General features: G+C 56.0%; 13 protein-coding genes. 3 read left to right on the forward strand and 10 right to left on the reverse strand.

Translation table 11 applies throughout. The annotated features are described in order from the left end of the window. Positions 1-11: 11 nt before the first annotated feature. Positions 12-1,508 carry a GumC family protein gene (locus PCI15_RS10030; protein ID WP_271274193.1) on the reverse strand — a complete coding sequence of 499 codons (1,497 nt, stop codon included), beginning with the start codon at positions 1,506-1,508 and terminating at the stop codon, positions 12-14. Between the two features lie 41 nt (positions 1,509-1,549). After that, complete coding sequence (locus PCI15_RS10035; protein WP_271274194.1) at positions 1,550-2,026, reverse strand: hypothetical protein; 477 nt, start codon at positions 2,024-2,026, stop codon at positions 1,550-1,552. Between the two features lie 330 nt (positions 2,027-2,356). Between PCI15_RS10035 and PCI15_RS10040 the strand changes: the two genes are divergently transcribed. Further along, positions 2,357-2,689 (forward strand): hypothetical protein, encoded by a 333-nt coding sequence (locus PCI15_RS10040; protein WP_271274195.1) that lies wholly within the window; start codon positions 2,357-2,359, stop codon positions 2,687-2,689. Between the two features lie 27 nt (positions 2,690-2,716). Here the strand turns inward: PCI15_RS10040 and PCI15_RS10045 are convergent, their stop codons facing one another. The 8 genes from PCI15_RS10045 to PCI15_RS10080 form a co-directional block, all read right to left on the reverse strand. After that, a complete protein-coding gene (locus PCI15_RS10045) occupies positions 2,717-3,886 on the reverse strand; it encodes a glycosyltransferase (RefSeq protein WP_271274196.1) in 1,170 nt (389 codons plus the stop codon). Then, positions 3,883-4,698, reverse strand: coding sequence for an acyltransferase (locus tag PCI15_RS10050; RefSeq protein ID WP_271274197.1), 816 nt, complete (start codon positions 4,696-4,698; stop codon positions 3,883-3,885). The genes PCI15_RS10045 and PCI15_RS10050 overlap by 4 nt, the downstream gene beginning before the upstream one ends. Before the next feature lie 60 nt (positions 4,699-4,758). Further along, positions 4,759-6,564: a glutamine--fructose-6-phosphate transaminase (isomerizing) gene (gene glmS / locus PCI15_RS10055; protein WP_271274198.1), complete on the reverse strand. Its 1,806-nt coding sequence runs from the start codon at positions 6,562-6,564 to the stop codon at positions 4,759-4,761. Between the two features lie 170 nt (positions 6,565-6,734). Continuing rightward, entirely contained in the window at positions 6,735-8,111 is a 1,377-nt protein-coding gene (locus tag PCI15_RS10060; protein ID WP_271274199.1) for an O-antigen ligase family protein, read from the reverse strand. A 2-nt stretch (positions 8,112-8,113) separates the two neighbouring features. Continuing rightward, positions 8,114-9,625 (reverse strand): lipopolysaccharide biosynthesis protein, encoded by a 1,512-nt coding sequence (locus tag PCI15_RS10065; RefSeq protein WP_271274200.1) that lies wholly within the window; start codon positions 9,623-9,625, stop codon positions 8,114-8,116. Between the two features lie 265 nt (positions 9,626-9,890). Continuing rightward, entirely contained in the window at positions 9,891-10,964 is a 1,074-nt protein-coding gene (locus PCI15_RS10070; RefSeq protein WP_271274201.1) for a DUF4114 domain-containing protein, read from the reverse strand. 204 nt (positions 10,965-11,168) lie between these two features. Continuing rightward, entirely contained in the window at positions 11,169-12,629 is a 1,461-nt protein-coding gene (locus PCI15_RS10075) for a hypothetical protein (protein ID WP_271274202.1), read from the reverse strand. Next, a complete protein-coding gene (locus PCI15_RS10080) occupies positions 12,626-13,678 on the reverse strand; it encodes a glycosyltransferase family 4 protein (RefSeq protein ID WP_271274203.1) in 1,053 nt (350 codons plus the stop codon). The genes PCI15_RS10075 and PCI15_RS10080 overlap by 4 nt, the downstream gene beginning before the upstream one ends. A 391-nt stretch (positions 13,679-14,069) precedes the next feature. On the opposite strand from PCI15_RS10080, the gene PCI15_RS10085 reads away from it, so the two are divergent. Beyond that, a complete protein-coding gene (locus PCI15_RS10085; protein ID WP_271274204.1) occupies positions 14,070-15,062 on the forward strand; it encodes an NAD-dependent epimerase/dehydratase family protein in 993 nt (330 codons plus the stop codon). Positions 15,063-15,245: 183 nt separating this feature from the next. Beyond that, positions 15,246-17,252, forward strand: coding sequence for an EAL domain-containing protein (locus tag PCI15_RS10090; RefSeq protein ID WP_271274205.1), 2,007 nt, complete (start codon positions 15,246-15,248; stop codon positions 17,250-17,252). The last annotated feature ends 92 nt before the right edge of the window (positions 17,253-17,344 follow it).

A 17,344-nucleotide genomic window follows, 5' to 3' on the forward strand; every position in this document is an offset into this window, starting at 1 on the left:
TGCCGGTCCGGTTATGAGCCGGACTGGCTGAACGGGTTTTCTGAATGATTGTTTGCAGGCTGAACCGGAATCCGGGCCAGTACCGGCACGGCGAGCATCTCACTGAGGGTGTCGCGGCGGCGGATGCTGGTATCCAGCAGTTCAACCACAGTGGCCAGCCCAAAGCCCAGACCGATACCGCCAAACAGGCCTGCAAGGATAAAAGCGATCAGGGGCAGGTTGCTGGGAGCCAGTGGTTCATAAGGCGGGTCGATCAGTTTTACCCGCTCATTTTCTTCGTTTTTGCCAAGGGAACCGGTGACCTGTGCCAGCTCATAACGCTCGGCCAGGTCGTGGTAAACCTTCTGGCGGATCTGAATGTTCCGGTTTAGCTCATTCAGGCGACGCTCGTGCTGACCGAATTCATTTACCCGGTCCTGCAGCTTGCTGATCTCGTCTGTCAGGGAAGAGACTTCTTTCTCCAGCCGCTGAATGTGGTCGTCGGCTTTCTGTAAACGTTCCAACTGGGATACCAGTAACATGTGCGGGGTGTGAGGGCCGGCATCCTGACCGTTAGAGGTAGCCAGCGCCCAGAGGCGTTCCAGTTGTTCACGGTCCAGGCTTTTGGTGTCCAGACTGCGGGTAGCGGCCATGACCCGGTTGCGTTCTTTCTCCAGGGAACGCAGGTGCGCCAGCACACTCTGAACCTTGCTGTGATTGTCGGTATAACGGGCCCGTAACTGGGTCAGTTCCGCCATCACATTGACGACGGCTTCTTCGATTTTACCGACCACCGGATTGGTCTGCGACAGTCGGATCGCCAGGCTGGCCTGAGCGGCTTTGGCGCCGTCCAGTTCAATGCGGCGCTCACCCAGCAGGCCTTTAAGCGCTGATAAACGGGCAACATTGGCAGAGTGCAGGGTAGGTAACTCACTGGCGAAGCGGTTTTTATATTCCGCCAGTGCGGTTTCGGCGGTAATCAGATCTTTACTGCGTTGTTCCAGTTCTTTGGCCAGAAAGGTTTCAGACTGGGCGATGGATGAACGCTGCGGTGCCAGTACCCGTTCGACAAAAAACATGCTCACCGTAGACAGGGTTTCTTTCATAGTGGTTTTATCTGCCGCGGTATAGGTAATCCGGATCAGGTTTTCACCCACCAGTTTACATTTCAGCGACTTGGACAATTCACTGATGATGGTCGCTTTCTCCTGCTCATCCATGTCTTCATCAAGCAGCTTCATTTTCCAGGCAACACCGGCCAGGATATGACGGCTGTGCAGCAGGGCGTTCAGGGCTTCCATGCGGCCTTTGAGGTTGGTGGCAATGGAGAGGTCTTCAAGAAACGGGTTATGCTGCGCCGCTTCCTGGAACAGGATGGTGGTGGAGGTGGTGTATTTCTTAGGAGAAATGACCCCCACCACAGCACCCAGTACCGGCATCACCAGTATCGGTAGCATGATCAGGTAACGGCGTCGCCATCCGGCCCATAGCAGGCTGGCGATGTTACGAATCAGTGTGCTGCGTAGCATAATCATTCATCCTTTTAGAAATACAGGTTCAGATGACCGGGTTACTGCGCAACCAGAATCTGGTTGTGGGTCATTTGCGGCTGCATATGTACTTCAGCCTTCAGTGCCCGGCGGTCAAAAAAGCGGGACACGCGAATACAGCGGTTCATACCCTGTGCCATGGCGGTAAAGCTGTCGCTGGCAGCAGAGGGCGCGCACTTCAGCTGAACCGCCTTGCGGTGATACTGATTGGCGTAGGCGTTGAGCCGGATGGCCTGCTGTTCAGACAGTTCCATCTGTTGCGGGCTGAAGGTCAGGGTCAACTGAGCAGGTACCTGGCTGTCTGTGTCGGTACCGGCCTGGTGACGGGCATTGTTCAGCAGTTCAGTGATACTGATCGCACCGGCCTGAGAACCGTCAGCCCCCTGATCCAGAATGGCCTGAGGGGTCAGTTGCTGGCTGCCGCAGCCGGTCAGCAGCAGGGTGCTGATTAGCATGCCAAGGGCGGCGGTGCGGATTGTCTCTGGCTGTCTGTTCATTGTCCTTCTCCGTTTTTCCTGTCACAGCGTGGCGATTTTTATCTGTGTACCTTTAAAGAGGGCAATAAGTGGGCCAGAAATATGAGGGAATGGCTGCAGGCTACAGTCCTTGGGGGCTGTCGCAGTTTTGTGATGTGTTTTAGACGGGGTAAAAAAGTGAGAAATCCTGGCGGTTTCCGGGAAATCTCAGAATGTTTCTCAAAATGCGAAGGACATTGCATGACGTCAGGGGTGTGGTATCCGGCCGCTGTCCGGTTACAATGCACCTGAGAGCATACCAACGGCAGCACAGGCAGGACGCCGCCGTTCAGACAGCACAGGGAGTGCGCCATGAGATACGTTTCCACCAGAATTGACCGTTGCCGGACCGAAATTATCGGTTTACTCCGTTACAGCCACTGCGATAACCCTATCTACAGCCTGACCAACCGGATTCATTATCTGGCTTTCCGACTCAGCGATGATGATCTGTCCGCTGCCGCAGTGGTGCGCCGGATCGTTTTGCTGATCGAAGCCCATCAGCAAATCTGCATGACCAAAGATTCCTTTATGCAATGCCTGCGGCGTCAGGGTTACCCGGCCTGTCAGGTATTTATCTGTATTAATGAGCAGCTTGATACACTGGCGCTGATAGCCGGAAAATACCGGCGTGCCGGTTGTTAGTGCCGGCATCCGGTATGGGGGCCATCTTTACAGCGCGTCTAACAGGCCTTTGAGTTCCTGACCACGCTGCTGCCAGCTTTCTTTTTCGACCCGTTGCTGGCGGATCATCCGCAGGGCGTTCAGATCCTGCCGGCTGCAGTAAATCACTTCCAGTTCTTCCGCAAACCCGGCGGCGCAGTCGCTGACTTTGACCAGGTCCCGGTAACCGTCCAGTGCCGGGAAATTGGTACTGACAATAGGGCTGCCTGCGGCCAGATATTCCCGCAGTTTGAGCGGGTTACAGGCTTTAATCTGCGGATTCTGCAGGAACGGCAGCAGGCTGACATCCCAGTGCTGGCTGTAACGGGGCAGTTCGTGATGGGGTTTGCTGCCCAGCCAGCGAATATTGGGCTGGGCCAGCAGGGTCGAAATATCCGTTTTTGCCGGGCCAATCAACACAAAGGTCCAGTGGGGCAGCAGTTTTGCCAGCACCGCAAACAGTTGCTGATCGAACCAGCCAGCCAGTGAACCGTAGAAGCCGGCGACCGGACCTTCGCTGGGCAGGTCTTCGGCACGGGGGGCCGGGGTGCTGAACAGGCCGGTATCCACGCCGTGGGGAAGTAACCAGGTTTTATGATCAGGAAATTTAGCCGCCAGTTTTGAGCTGGCGGTGATAATCAGCTGGCTTTTGCCGGCCAGCTCCTGTTCCATTTTACTGACCGGGCCGTGATCAACCCCGTCCAGCGCGGCGAAATCATCGCAGCAATAGTAGACACAGGCCCGCTCATTCAGCTTGCCGACAACGTCGACGGCGGATGGCAGAGAGGTCCATAACAGCGGTGCCTTCTTTGCCTGCCGGTCAGAACCGGACAGCATTGGCAGCAGTTGGCGGGTCAGCAGCTGGCGGCTGAGGCTGCGGGCCAGCGGGTTACCGGGCCAGGAAATCGCCCGCGGATTGACGATCTGCAGCTGCTCCGGCAGGCTGCTTGCCACTGCCGGGCCGTTGGTTGTCAGTTGCTGCTGGCCGGGCTGCCCCATCATTCTGCTGACTTTTTGCCAGGCCCGGCGCAGATCTGCACGGTTGAGGCGCGGACGGCGCAGCCCCAGCGAGTTGATCCACAGGATTTGCTGTTCTGGCAGTAACTGGGTGATCAGGTGCTGGGTGCTGCTTGGATGCTCGCCCCAGTCTTCACCAAACACTAACATATCAATATTCATGCGACGTCCTCCTCTGTCAGCAAATGGGCACGGTTTTCTTCCCGGCTCTCTTTACTGAGTAACGCTTCCTTTTCGGCAACTGCCTGTTCCGGGCAGCTAATGGCTTTAATGACTCTGGCAGGCATACCGGCAGCAATGACGCCGGCTGGCAGGTCATGGGTGACCACGCTGCCGGTGGCAACAACTGTACCGGCACCGATGGTGACCCCTTTCATCACCGTGACCCCTGAGCCCAGCCAGACATCCGGCTCCAGAATGATGTCACCGACCTGATCATCGGTATCCGGCAGGCCTTTGGCCCGGGCTACCGGATCCAGCGGGTGGCCCGGATAGCCGGCCAGAAAACAGCGGCCGCCCATTCTTACGTTGTCACCCAGTACCACCTTGCCGCCAACAGCAATGGTGGTTTGCCATGAGATACCCACGTTATTGCCAATGATCAGCATCGGGGTTTGTTCGCTGCGCCAGCGGCCGCTGAAGGTAGTCTGGCCGCTGAGCCGGCAGTGACGGCCCATTTCAATGATCAGGTTGCCCTGTACCAGCGGCATACCGCCGAACAGATACAGCTGGTTGCCAAGGCCCTGCGGACCGTGGCGCAGACGGGTGCGGAACATGGGCGTCCAGTACAGAATCCGGGCGGTTTCGCTGGCCAGCTGATTGAGTGTCTGATGCAGCAGGCGCAGAGGCTTATATACGGGGTACAGCGCCGGAATTTCAAACTCACGCCAACCGGTATGCAGTCCGCGAATCACCGTACCCAGCGGGTGACGGGTGGCTTTAACCCAGCGCTTTACGTTATGCAGTGTATTCATGGCATCACCTTTAAGTCTGTGGCCGGACAGTGAGCCGTCCGGCCGGGGAACGGGTGGTGGTTATTCAACCGTGACGGATTTGGCCAGATTACGGGGCTGGTCGACATCGGTACCCTTTGCCAGTGCCGCGTAATAGGCAATCAGCTGCAGGGCAGTGACGTACAGCAGCGGGCTGGTAAAGGGGTCAGACTCCGGTATCTCGATGCATTCCACCGGATCATCGCCACAGGCTTTAATGCTGTGCTTATCGCCGAGCAGGATGCAGCGGCCCCCCCGGGCAACCACTTCCTGCATGTTGGAAAGGGTTTTTTCCAGCAGATCATTGTTCGGCGCGATCACGAATACCGGCACGCCGCTTTCGATCAGCGCAATCGGCCCGTGTTTGAGTTCACCGGCCCCGAAGCCCTCGGCATGGATATAACTGATTTCCTTCAGTTTCAGCGCACCTTCCATGGCGATTGGGTAGCTGCTGCCCCGGCCAATGAAGTAGGCGTCGCGGGCATCAGCCAGACTGTTACCAATGGCCTCAAGCTGGCTTTCCATACTGAGAATCTGCTCCAGTTTCTGCGGTACGCTGGCGAGAGTGGTGAACGCTGCCCGGGCCATTTCCGGCGAAAACTGACGCCGTTGCTGCGCAGCCTGAATGGCCAGGCTGCCCAACACACTCAGCTGTGCGGTAAAAGCTTTGGTGGACGCCACGCCGATTTCCGGCCCCGCCTGGGTCTGAACCGACATATCCGCTTCACGGGCGATGCTGCTGGCAGCAACGTTGACCACCGCCAGCGTTTGCTGTTTATAGCTGCGGGCGTATTTCAGGGCGGCCAGGGTATCGGCGGTTTCACCGGACTGGGAAATAAACACCGCCAGCCCGTGGTTGCTCATCAAGGGTGAGCGGTAACGGAATTCCGAGGCGACGTCGATATCCACCGGCAGGGCGGCCAACTGCTCAAACCAGTACTTGGCCACCATGGCGGCGTAATAGGAAGTACCGCAGGCGATGATGCTGAGGCGGTCGATTTCCATGAAATCCAGCTCCAGCTGATTCTTCAGGTGATAGCTGTGGACCAGGGTGCGGGCCACAGTATCCGGCTGTTCGTGGATTTCCTTATGCATATAGAAACTGTGGTTCTGTTTGCCGGTCTGCTCATGGTCGATGTCGTTATCCACCCGTTTACGGCTGACGGTACGGCCGAAGGCATCCACCAGTTCTATGTCCCGTTGTCCCAGGCAGGCCTGATCACCTTCTTCCATGTAAATGACCTGCGAAGCGCCGTTGCCCAGCGCCATGGTGTCTGAACCCAGGCTCATCTCAGCCTCGCCGCAGCCCAGTACCAGCGGGCTGCCGCGGCGGGCTGCATAAATATGTTCGGCATCGTCATTGAACAGCACACCCAGCGCGAAGGCGCCCTGTAACCGTTCCAGCGCCTGATTAAGGGCCTGAGCAGGATCACTGCAGCGGCTGTAGTAATAGCTGATCAGGTGGGGGATCACTTCGGTGTCAGTCTGGCTGCGGAAAATAAAGCCTTCAGCATTCAGCCACTGGCGCAGTTCATGATGGTTTTCGATGATACCGTTATGTACCACCGCCACATGATCATTGGTATGGGGATGGGCATTCCGGGTATTCGGCTCGCCGTGGGTTGCCCAGCGGGTATGGCCGATTCCGGCGTTCCCGCTGACCAGCTGTTGGCTGAGCAGATCCCGCAGGGCCTGCAGTTTTCCGGTTTGCTTTACGGTTGAGATACCGGCGTCTGTCTGTACAGAAATGCCGGCTGAGTCATAGCCGCGGTATTCAATGTTGCTCAGGCCATCCAGCAGTTCAGGGACGACGTTTGAATGACTGATAGATCCGACAATTCCACACATAATAATTCTCCTTTTAACGGTTACAGTCATGAGTGCAGAAGCCGTGCCAGCCTTGTATATTGTTTAAAATCAATAGGTTAATTAGATGGGCTGTGTTTGGTTAGATGTGCTTTCGCATTTTGAGAGCAGATTTGCGAGGCGTAACCGGTTTCCGGTCGCGCCAGGCAGCATTAACGCTGGCCGGTGGTCTGGCGGTGCAGATACTGGGAAAGCGCCACCGCCAGTGCGAGCATGATGTACAGTGGCCAGGTGAAACCCATGGTCAGAAAGGTGCCGGACACGCAGAAGCCAGCCAGCCCGGCCTGTACCGACTGGGCGCAGGCAAACAGCACCGGGTCGTAGGTGTGGCCGGTGTGGCTGTTACCCGGGGCAAAGCAGCTGCGGCAGCGGCTGCTGATGCGGGCAACCGCAATGATGATGGCAATGAATACCGTAAAACCCAGCAGGCCGGTTTCTGCAAGCACCCCGAACCAGGTGCTGTGTACCGCATGGTTTTTGCCATCCCAGTGGGGGCTGTAATCGAAATAATTTGAGATAAAGTTATTCAGCCCGACCCCGGTTAACGGATGGTGCAGTGCCATGCCGATGGCGGCCTGCCAGGCATAGATCCGGCCCATGGCGGATTCATCGATGCCTTCTTCGTGGGCGCCGCCGGACGCCCGGTCGGTGATGCCGGCAAGCACAAACAGCACCATCAGTGCGGCGCCTCCCATGCCGATCAGCAACGCTTTATTTTGTACCCGGTGCCAGGCATAAATGCCGCTGACCGCGCAGATGCCCAGCAGGCCACCCCGGCTCTGGGTAGCGATAACCGCGCAGGCGACCAACAGAAAACAGATCAGCCCCAGACATTTCCAGAATCTGCCAAAACCTGGTGTCAGCAACAGTGCCAGAGCAAAGCTGGCGGGGAAGAGTAACACCAGAGACAGGTCGTTCGGGTCGCCCAGCATGGAGCCGATACTGCGGCCGATGGTCACCCGGGTGCCTTCCACCAGTTCCAGCCCTAAATGTTTATTACGCAGGGCGACAATGGCCACCGAAATACCGGAAACAATCATGGTCAGCAGCAGCCAGAAGAACTGCCGGCTGTTACGCAGCAACCAGCTGATCGCGAATACCATGGCGGCAATTTTGATATAGGTGCCGGTCAGGCTGCCCATGGCAGCACTGCGGTTGGTGGCCAGCAGGCTGCCAATAATCACCAGAAAGAGAAAGAAGCTGAATACCGACAGTTCGCGGCTCCAGAACATATTGATGCGTTTGGTCAGCAGGTTGACCGCCAGCGAGCCCAGTGTGCCCAGCGCCAGCAACTGGGGAATGTGCAAGGGGTACAGTGCCGGAAATACCTCATGCAGACGGAAGAATGAGAAAGCAATAAAGGCCAGACAGAGTAAAAAAGGCATCTGCAAACCCGCCGCCAGACAGGCAGGTAACAGTGCAATAGCTGCTATCAGCGGGTTGGGAACTTTCACCCAGACCAGTGCGATCAGCAGCAGAAAACTGCCTGCCAGCATGATCTGGGTACGGCGACGGTTCACAGGCAGCATGGTTATTTACCTGTGTTGCCGGACAGCGAAAGTTTCCGGCGCAGGTTGTGCAGCCGCTGCTGCAGCCCGGCCGGTAACAGGTTCAGGGGAATCAGCCCGCTGACAATAACGGCGCAAGCAAAGGCTGCAAAAATCAGCGGATAAATGCCCAGTGTTGACCAGCTTAGCGGTTGTTGAGGTGTCAGGCTGATCAGCAACAGGCTGATAACTGCCAGCAACGTCAGGCGGCGCAGCGGGTAGGGTAATGGCAGGATCTGCTGGCTGATATACAGGGTTACCAGACAACGGCTGACCAGTGCAATGCTGGTGGCCATAATTGCCCCCCAGGCCTGATACAGGGGAATCAGCAACAGGTAGCCGGTGAGTGCCAGCGCTGCAGCGCTGCAGTCGATGGCCGCAGGACGCCAGGTGCTGCGCTGGCTCATGGCACCGAAGTTCAGCGTGGCGGTGATGTTGTGAACCGCCGCCAGCGCCGCGAGCCAGGGAATATATACGATGGCACCGTGATACGCTGCAGGGGTTAGCAGCCTGACCATAATGGGGCCAGCGACGGTAATAAACAGGGCTGCAAACAGGGCGATAACAATGCCGATAGCTGCGAAACGGGCGCAGGCCCGGGGGCCGTCTGCTTCCTTCAGACGGCTGAACCGGCGGGCGTGCCACCACAGATCAAACGGCTGGATCAGAACAGCGGTGATCAGGCCAAACTTAGCCGCCAGCGCATATTCGGCCATTTTCGCGGTACCCACACTGTCTGCCAGAATCCAGCGGTCAAAGCTTCCCAGCACAAAACCGGCAATGCCGACAAAAATCAGTGGGCCGCCGTAAACGGAATAGCTGCGAAAACGGGTGAAATCAAAGCGGATCCCGGTGTCCTGATACTGTTTATAAATCAGATAGCCGGCCAGTACGATGGCAGAAATCAGCGTAGCACTGAGGACGCCGGTGACGCCGAATCCCAGGGTCAGTAACAGCACACTGATGGCAACCTGCAGGGCTACTCTGCCAGCGGTGCCTGCCAGATAGAGCCAGGCGAAATTCTGCATCCGTAACCAGGCCAGTGGTACCAGAATTGTGCCGCACAGGGCCAGGCTGAAGAGAATCAGACGGGTATCCGTTTCACTGACATCACCGGGCAATAAACGGCTGACCGGGCCGGCGCACAGCTGACCCAGTACCAGGGCGAATCCCCCAAGGCACAGAGCCATACCAAAAATATTGGCGACGGCTACCTGACGTTCTTCCGGCTTATCGGCACTGCCGGCGTAGCGGTAAAGGGTTTCCGCAAGGCCCATACCGATGAGAATGCTGAGCAAGTCTGCAAGGGTTTGTAACACATCCAGCCGGCCATAATCCGCCGGGGTCAGGTAGTGAGTAGCGACCGGTACCATCACCAGTGCCAACCCCTTGGAAAGGCCGAGTGCCGCCGCATAAATCAGGCTGTACTGTAACGCCTGGGGCAGGTTGTTAAACCGCCGGATAACCGGGTTGCTGATATGTAATCTGCCTGACATGGTGCGGACCCTCCGTGATATAGGTTCTGATAAGTACTAAGCTATATCCGGGCCATTTCTTTATTTATTAGTTAAATCAGTTGGTTACGGTTGATTCTTAAGGTTAGGTTTAGCTTTAGAGGGTAGCGTCGTCCGGGTTTTCGCATTTTGCAAAACAAAATGTGAATGACCTTGGTGTCAGGATGTTATAAACAAAAAAACACCCGGCCAGTGGCCGGGTGTGCCTCCCGGACGGGGGATGTCGGGAGGAAGGGGGGGACAGAAATCAGCTGATTCGGATCAGCTTCAGAAACGCGAACCGTGCCTTTAACTGACGGGCTGTCTGTCTGGCCAGCAGACCGATACCCGCCAGCAGAATCAGCAATACACTGGCGGCACTGTTGCCCAGTTTTGGCATGGGTGCCGCCTGCATGCTGATAACCGTTTCAGTTGAAGGGATGTCGGCAAACATGGCGGTGACCGGGTCAGTCCGGATACGGAACACCGCATCGTTGAAGTCATTATCGCCCCAGGGGCGTTTCAGATCCTCAAAGCCGAGAATGTAATCATTGGTGGCTGACAGGCTGGACATCATGGCCACGTGCCGGGCGTCTTCATCGATGCCCGTATTCAGGTAAGCATCGCTGCTGTTTTCCGGGTTAAGGAAATCGATGGTGTACATCGCCAGATTGTCATGGCCGGTGTCCCAGCCTTTTACCTGTGAGCCGTTCCAGGCATTCTGAATCAGGAAAAAGCCCATGTTAGTGCCTTCACCAAAGGTGGTGCCACCGGTCATTTCAAAGTCGGTGCCGACTACATTGGTTATCGACGCGTCGCCCAGGGTAACCGTATCACCGGCATTGAGGCTGCCGCCGCTGCCAGTAGCAGAGACGTTGTTGAATATCATGCCGGCATTCACGCCACTGACATTCTGTAACTCGCCCAGGCTGATATTACCGGAACTGTTGGTGTCGATACTGCCGAAACTGATGCCATCGAAGCTGTTATCTTCAAAGGTAAAGTAACCCAGTGAGTTGCGGTAACCGGCACCTTCTGACAGAAATGTCACACTGACATGGGCGTCCTCGTTGAATGTCAGGTTTGGGTTGTAGGATGAATTGAGAAATTCCTGGTTAACATCCATCCCTTCTGGCAGGGCGTTGGTAACCTCAGTGAGCAGGCCTGCGGGCAGGTCGATGTTGACCAGTGTGTCAGTGGCATCGTCGGCTGCCAGGGCTAACGGGCTGCAGAATAAGCTGAGCACCATCAGTCGTCGGCTCAGGCGGTGAAAGGTCCCCAGACGCATCATATACCGGCGCTGTCCGGGCGTTCGGAACGGAATGGATGTGTGTGTTTGCATAGCAATCCCCTTAGTTTACCGATGCAGATGCACCTGGGTAGCGACAGATATGGTGGTCTGTCTGAGCAGGCGGTATGCCTGAGGTAATATCTGCAGTTAATGTGCCATTGTCTAACTCCTTGTTATTATTGGTTTTGTCTGTTTGGTCTGTCGCTTTATGCATTGCAAAATGCGAAAAAATACCGGTTTGTCCGCCATTTCTTCTCATTTTGCGAAATAACTTAATTGCTGTTCAGTGGCAAAGTTGGCCGCAATTCCGTCAGCAATCCGGCACTGGCCGAATTCCACAAATGCCACCGGGCCAGGGAAAATGTCTGCGCTGGGGGGCAGCGCACCGACAGGCTGAAAAATGCGGCTGATGCTGCGGAAAAGGCTGCTGACCTGAAACGTGACGCGTCTGATCAGCACTGTCAGTTCCGGGTATTCCGGGTACAGCTGTCCGGCAAAGATAATGCCCCGGGTGACCTGCCTGCCGGTGCCACTGATCTGCGTGCTGAGCATGTTTTCGAGAATATGCGCACCTTCGGCATTCCGTTCCAGCGGCAAAAGGGCAATGCTGCCATCGCAGATGTTATGGGCAAAGCCACTGACCCGGTAATTACCCCGGTTCGCCGGTGACAGTTCACCCAGCTTACGGACAGGCAAACCGTCCAGCCCCTGAACAGCCACTGGCGCAGAGGCTGCCACAGAAGCTGTCGCTGCGGTTGAGTTAATGTCGGTGATACGAATGGCAGGTGCGATCAGCAGGGCCGTTGTCAGTAAGCCCAGTGCCGGTGCTTTTAATCCTATAGTCATAGGAACTGAGTTGATGGCGGTGAGTGCAGGCTTGTGCGTTTCAGGGGAATGCTGTGCCCGTGTTTTTCTGGCCGGACGTACACAAAGCACCGGTGTGATAAACAGCAGGGCGTCGACGATCAGCATGCCGTCGCCGTCATGGATATAGGCATACAATTCCGGCCCGGTGGCCATCAGCGCCAGACGGACGCCGTTGATCACCAGTACTGCGATACACAGCACGGCGGCTCGCAGCAGGTCGGTTTTATTCAGCCGCTGGTGGTACCAGAGGCTGACGCTCAGCCAGAGCAGCAGGGCCAGTGACAGGTTAGTAAAGGCCGAACAGCCGGTCAGAATCAGCAGGCTGAAGCCGTTAGCCTGATTAATCAGGTTGCCTGAGACACTGTACTGATCCCCGGTGGGCAGAAACAGCGCCGATAACCAGGTATCGAATCCCAGAATCTGATCTGCAAAACCGTTCAGCAATAACTGGGTGACCGGCTCCCGTATCGCCACCGAGATCATCAGCCAGGCGGCGGCCCGGGCATAGGGTTGCTGGCTGGTTCGCAACCAGCAGGTAGCCGCAGCGGCGCAGACCAGCCAGCTGAGCAACGCGATGGGCAGCAGGAGCATCAGGGTCAGCAGGCCGGCCATACCGGCGTCGGCGATGCTTCTGTTAAGGCTTGCATGCTGGTGAGTTAAGCCTTTCTGGCGGGCTTTGCGGCACAGCAGAAAGGCGATCAGCAGGCTCAGCCAGATCACCGGGCTGCGGCCAAAGCCCTCAGCCAGCGCCTGCACCAGCCCCTGACTGTAGACAGCGGTAAGGGCTGCGGGTAACAGGGCGTTCAGCGCTGCCAGTGCGCTTAAACCTGCGAAGAAACGGCCGTTCATGAGCGTTCCGCCATCCGGGCCAGTGCCGGCAGTGCCTGACGGTAAACGTCGATGATTTTCGGGCCAACGACATCACAGCTGAACCGCCGGCGGATAGTCTGATAAGCCAGCAGAGACATCCGGCTGTGGTCGCTTGTGCTGTGTTGCAGCCAGTTCTGGATGACCTTTTGGAAACGGATAAAGTTTTGCGGGGCAACCAGCCAGCCATTGTGTTCATGCTCAATCAGTTGGGGCAGAGCACCCACCGCGAAGCTGGCCACCGGTATACCACGGGCCATGGCTTCCAGGGCGACCAGTGGCAAGCCTTCACAGCGGCTGGTAATACAGAGTAAGCCGATATCCTGCCAGTGGTTCTGCATATCAACCTGACCGTAAAAGGTCAGATGGGCGTACTGTGCTTCCAGTTCGGCCCGCATGGGACCATCACCGAACACGGCGACTTCCGGGTGTTCCACGGCGGTGTTGGCGGAAAACAGCGTGGCGGTTATCTGCGCGAAACAGTCCGGGCCTTTTTCGTGTGACAAGCGGCCGACAAAGGCTATTTTCTGGCCGGTGTTGCGGCGGTAACGTTCGGTGTTCACAAAATTGGGCAACTGGTTGCAGTCGCACGGGAGCCGGTCGGCAATTTCCGGGCTTACGCTGATGATCCGGTCTGCCAGTGGGGCACTCAGAGTATCCAGCATACTGTAGAGCTTCAGTCTGCCTTCTCCCAGATCGCCGGCATGATAGGTGGAAACCACCGGCACCCGTGCCAGCCGGGCGGTAATGCGGCCGAGAATGCCGGCTTTGTAACCGTGGGTAGCCAGCATCGACGGATAGCGGCCCAGCATTTTATACAGGCCGTGCCAGCCCGGGCTGATCTGCCATTCAATGCCGGCAGCGTCCAGCTGGTCTTTCAGCGGATGGGGGCCGTAATCCTGTATAAAAATGACCCGTGTCTGATAACCGCGGCGTTTCAGCCAGCCGGACAGATTGAGGATGTGGGTTTCGATACCACCGCTGTTGCGGCTGTCGATCAGCTGAAAAATGATCCAGTCATGTAAGGACATAGTCAGATCTCCTGTCACAGTTTCCATTTTTTTAAATGTGTTTCCTTAACTGTCGGCACGGTTACAGATACGCGCCGGCAGCTTTGATACAGCTGATTACGCAATTTCACGGCCAGCCGATAAAAAACGGAGTTTAATCAGTGGGTTACATATAAGGGGGATGATCCGCCTGAGCAGGATCAGACGGCTGACACAGCGAAATCACTTAAATTGAGAGGCGGTGTAGCAAGTTGCGTGGGGATTTCGCATTTTGCGAATCAATTTGTTATCTGAATCAGGTGGATGTTTTTTAACTTATTGAAAAATATGAATATTTCGAGTTGGCGAGGCTTTTGCACTCTACACATCAGCGATTCATTTTCGCTCTGTTGAGAGCAAAAGGAGAAAGCCCATGAAATATTTAGTGACTGGTGGTTGTGGTTTTATAGGTTCGCATCTGTGCGACTCGTTACTTGAAAAAGGCTATGAGGTCCGGGTACTGGATGACCTGTCGACAGGGTGTGTCGGTAATCTGCCGGATGAAGCTGAACTGATTATCGGTGATGTTGCCAATCCTGAGGTGGTACGCGCTGCAATGCAGGGGGTAGCCGGCTGCTTCCATCTGGCGGCGGTGGCCTCGGTAGAACGTTCATCCACTGACTGGGTTGGCTGCCACCGTATCAACCAGCAGGGCACGGTGAATGTACTGGATGCTGCCCGGACGGCAAATAACGGTAAACCGGTCCCTGTGGTTTATGCATCTTCAGCGGCCATTTACGGCGACAATGCCTCGGTGCCGCTCAGCGAAGATGCATTACCCCGGCCGATCAGTGCCTACGGGGCTGATAAACTGGGCAGCGAGCATCATGCCCGTGTGGCCTGGCTGGTGCACGGTGTACCGACTGTCGGGATGCGTTTCTTCAATGTGTACGGCCCCCGTCAGGACCCCCATTCTCCCTATTCCGGGGTGATTTCAATCTTCATCGACCGGATTATCAAAGGCATCCCGCTAACAGTTTTCGGTGACGGCAAACAAACCCGTGATTTTATCTTCGTGACGGATGTGGTGCGGTTTCTGGTGGCGGCCATGATGAACCACCGGCAGGAAGCAGCCGTTTTTAATGTTTCAACCGGGCAGATGTCATCCATTCTGCAACTGAGTCAGACCCTGAAGCTGGTGGCAGGCTCTGAATCGGTGATCCGTTTTGAACCGGCCCGCACCGGCGATATTGCTTCTTCGCTGGGAGATCCGGGGAAGGCGGTGGCACGCTTTGGCTTACGGGCGAAGGTGGATCTGGGGTTAGGGCTGATGCTGACGCTGGAATCCCTGCGCCGGGAAGATGCCAGCTATCGCCCGGAGCCGGAGCCGTTTTTGTGTGAAAAAGTTGAGCTGGACGAATTATGAGTCGTGGGCAGTCGTACATCTGCGATGGAGTTTATCGCGGGTGTACGACGTTTTATTCATCCTTTGTCTCCCGCTTTGGGTAACTGACAAAGGTTATCTTCACCGCGTGTGCTATTACATATAAGTGGTTGTTTTAGGAAGAATTGACTCTTCACAGCACCAATCATCATAAGGAAACAGGGAATGCTCAGACGGGTTTTGTTAGTGGATGATGAAGCGGCCATGCGGTCAGCCTTAAAACGGCAGTTGCGTGCTACAGAATATGAAGTACTGGTGGCCGGTTCCGGGAAGGAAGCGCTGGACATTCTGGCCGCCACTGAAGTACAGGTCGTTGTGTCTGATGTACGGATGCCGGAAATGACCGGCGATGTGCTGATGACCCGGATTAAACACCAGTACCCTGAGGTTGTTGGAATTCTGCTGACCGGGTACGCCGAACTGAATGCGGTGATCCGGGTGCTGAATGAAGGGGCCGTATTCCGGTTTCTTCAGAAGCCCTGGGAACCGGAGGCCCTGCTGGATTGTCTGCACGATGCCTTTGTTTGCTGGCAGGAAAAGCAGCAGGTGAATGATCAGCATACCTATCTGGAAAATCACGAACATGCCCTGCTGGAAACGGATGCTGAAGGCCGCACGCTGTATGTAAACCAGAAAGCGGTCCGGCTGCTGAACATTAATGAAGACATAAGCGGTGCACCTCTGGAAGCTGTATTGCCGATGCTGCGTCCGGAGCAACTCCTGTATCTTGCCAGCGGTGAGCAGCGGCAGTTGGAAGTGCAGGATAAAACCAACGGCCAGATGCTCAGGGTCAGCAGTCAGGCGCTGCACAGTGAGCGCCGGATGTTCCGCGTTGAGAAACTGTTTGAGCTGGATACCCTGGCGATCCCTGAATTGCTTTCCCGGCAGGAATTACTCTATCAGCTGGACCGGCTGTTGCTCAGCTCCGGCGAACCGGTAACCGCTATTTATCTGGACATTAACGGCTTTCGCCGCTTCAACGACAGCCTGGGGTATCAGCAGGCCGACCGGTTACTGGCAATGATAGCCGCAGAACTGCTGAAAGCTAAACCGGAGGGTGCCAGCCTGGGACGGATGAGCGGTGATGAATTTGCGCTGTTTATCGCCGGCGGGTTCAGCTTGGCGGATATCTGCGGGCAGCTGGAAGCAATGTTGTTGCCGTTCCATGATCTGATTCATTTTGCCGGGCGGGAACTGCATGTGGCGTTCCGGGTGGGCTATGCCCGCTCACCGGTGGATGGCCAGGACGCCGATGAGCTCCTGCGTAACGCACAGGTTGCTGCGAATACAGCCTCCCGTGGCGGACGCCGGACGGTGGTCTGTTATCAGCAGCATATGAATACCCACGACAGTGAGTTTGTGTCCCTGCAGTCGGATTTATACCGTTCGCTGGAGCGGGATCAGTTGTTTGTTCTGTATCAGCCTAAGGTATCGATGCCGGACGGCCGGATTGCCGGGGCTGAAGCACTGATCCGCTGGGAACACGGTACCCGAGGTGTTATTTCCCCGTCGGTGTTTATTCCCATGGCCGAGGAAAATGGCCTGATTGATCCGATCGGAGACTGGGTGCTGGCAGCCGCCAGTGCACAGAAACGGATCTGGGAAGCGCAGCAAGTGCCGGATTTTGTGCTGTCGGTAAATCTGTCAGGGCGACAACTGGAAGATGACGCTCTGCTGGACCGGGTCAGGGATCTGATTCAGCAAAACGCTTTACATGCGTCGCAGATTGAACTGGAAATCACCGAAACCTTTCTGATGCAGGATATCAGCCACAGTCTGGAATTATTAAGAGGGCTGAAAGCGTTAGGGGTGCGGTTGGCGATAGATGACTTCGGTACTGGCTATTCATCGCTGAATTATCTCCATCAGTTACCCGTCGATACCCTGAAAATTGACCGTTCTTTCGTCACCGGATTAGGCCAGAACCACGAAGCATTTGAGCTGGTGAAAAACATTATTCATCTTTCCCATGATATGGGTAAGCGGGTGGTGGCGGAAGGGGTGGAGACCCGGGAGCAGCTGGATATCCTCACCGGCCTGCAGTGTGATGAGATCCAGGGCTTTTTCTTTAGCCCGCCGGTTTCCGCAGACAGTTTCAGGGAGTTACTGGAAAACCAGCCGCTCATCATGCTGGACGTTACAACGGAAGGTGCTGTTCCGGCGCGGATATAAATGGATGAAAGCTCGCTTTGGGTAGCTGAATGCTGGTCAGGGTTTTTGAAGTACGTTTACTATGTACTATAAGAAACAAACAGTTAGGCGTC

This window comes from Aliamphritea hakodatensis (genome assembly GCF_024347195.1).
In the GTDB taxonomy this organism is placed as follows: Bacteria; Pseudomonadota; Gammaproteobacteria; order Pseudomonadales; family Balneatricaceae; genus Amphritea; species Amphritea hakodatensis.

Excerpts from the sequence above, each read along its gene's own strand:
- PCI15_RS10030 (WP_271274193.1), bottom strand. The coding sequence starts at position 1,508 with ATGCTACGCAGCACACTGATTCGTAACATCGCCAGCCTGCTATGGGCC.
- PCI15_RS10035 (WP_271274194.1), bottom strand. The coding sequence starts at position 2,026 with ATGAACAGACAGCCAGAGACAATCCGCACCGCCGCCCTTGGCATGCTA.
- PCI15_RS10040 (WP_271274195.1), top strand. The coding sequence starts at position 2,357 with ATGAGATACGTTTCCACCAGAATTGACCGTTGCCGGACCGAAATTATC.
- PCI15_RS10045 (WP_271274196.1), bottom strand. The coding sequence starts at position 3,886 with ATGAATATTGATATGTTAGTGTTTGGTGAAGACTGGGGCGAGCATCCA.
- PCI15_RS10050 (WP_271274197.1), bottom strand. The coding sequence starts at position 4,698 with ATGAATACACTGCATAACGTAAAGCGCTGGGTTAAAGCCACCCGTCAC.
- glmS (WP_271274198.1), bottom strand. The coding sequence starts at position 6,564 with ATGTGTGGAATTGTCGGATCTATCAGTCATTCAAACGTCGTCCCTGAA.
- PCI15_RS10060 (WP_271274199.1), bottom strand. The coding sequence starts at position 8,111 with ATGCTGCCTGTGAACCGTCGCCGTACCCAGATCATGCTGGCAGGCAGT.
- PCI15_RS10065 (WP_271274200.1), bottom strand. The coding sequence starts at position 9,625 with ATGTCAGGCAGATTACATATCAGCAACCCGGTTATCCGGCGGTTTAAC.
- PCI15_RS10070 (WP_271274201.1), bottom strand. The coding sequence starts at position 10,964 with ATGCAAACACACACATCCATTCCGTTCCGAACGCCCGGACAGCGCCGG.
- PCI15_RS10075 (WP_271274202.1), bottom strand. The coding sequence starts at position 12,629 with ATGAACGGCCGTTTCTTCGCAGGTTTAAGCGCACTGGCAGCGCTGAAC.
- PCI15_RS10080 (WP_271274203.1), bottom strand. The coding sequence starts at position 13,678 with ATGTCCTTACATGACTGGATCATTTTTCAGCTGATCGACAGCCGCAAC.
- PCI15_RS10085 (WP_271274204.1), top strand. The coding sequence starts at position 14,070 with ATGAAATATTTAGTGACTGGTGGTTGTGGTTTTATAGGTTCGCATCTG.
- PCI15_RS10090 (WP_271274205.1), top strand. The coding sequence starts at position 15,246 with ATGCTCAGACGGGTTTTGTTAGTGGATGATGAAGCGGCCATGCGGTCA.